Origin of the sequence: Xanthomonas sp. SHU 308 (genome assembly GCF_000364645.1) — a bacterium.
GTDB classification, from domain to species: domain Bacteria; phylum Pseudomonadota; class Gammaproteobacteria; order Xanthomonadales; family Xanthomonadaceae; genus Xanthomonas_A; species Xanthomonas_A sontii.
Genome location: NZ_AQOK01000642.1, coordinates 1 through 662 on the forward strand (window position 1 = coordinate 1; position 662 = coordinate 662).

Here is a 662-nt window from a genome sequence, read left to right on the forward strand (position 1 = left end):
CTGGGCGGGCTGGTGCTGTCGACCCTGGAGCGGCTGGTGCCGGTACCGGTGCCGGGCGGCTGGCACAGCCTGCTTGTGCATCCGGACGCGACGCTGGAGACGCGCCACGCGCGCGCAGCGCTGGCCGGCGAGTACCGGCTCGGCGAGTTCGTGGCGCAGAGCGCGAACCTGGCATTGGTGTTGGCGGGCTGCCATGCCGGCGACGAGGCGCTGGTGCGCGCCGGCCTGCGCGACGTGCTGATCGAGCCGCGCCGCGCGCCGCTGATCGTCGGCTTCGACGCGGCCAAGGCGGCGGCGCTGGCGGCGGGGGCGATGGGTGCGGGCATTTCCGGCGCTGGTCCGAGTGTGTTCGCCTGGTTCGCCAGCCGCGTCGAGGCGGAGGCCGCGGCGCCGGCGGTGCAGGCGGCCTTCGCGGACGCTGGTTTCGATAGCCAGCACTGGGTGTCGCCGTTGCAGTGTCCGGGCGCGGCGTTGCTGTAGCCACTTATCAGAGCGGTGCGTTGTCGGCGCCGCTGTTGCTAGTGTCGTTGCTGTTACCGATTTCGAATTTGCTTTTGTTGTCGCTGTCGCTGTCGCTCTGGTCGTTGCTTTGCTTTTGCTTTGTTGTTGCTGTTGCTGTTGCCGTACCGGGTTCCCTTCCGAAGCGGCGGCCATCGCGGGGA

Annotated in this window: 1 pseudogene; it reads left to right on the forward strand. The window is 69.6% G+C overall.

Going from position 1 to position 662, the window contains the following annotated elements:
- Positions 1 to 480 (forward strand): annotated as a pseudogene (locus D588_RS0117890) (homoserine kinase); the annotation flags it as partial.
- Between the last annotated feature and the right edge of the window lie 182 nt (positions 481 to 662).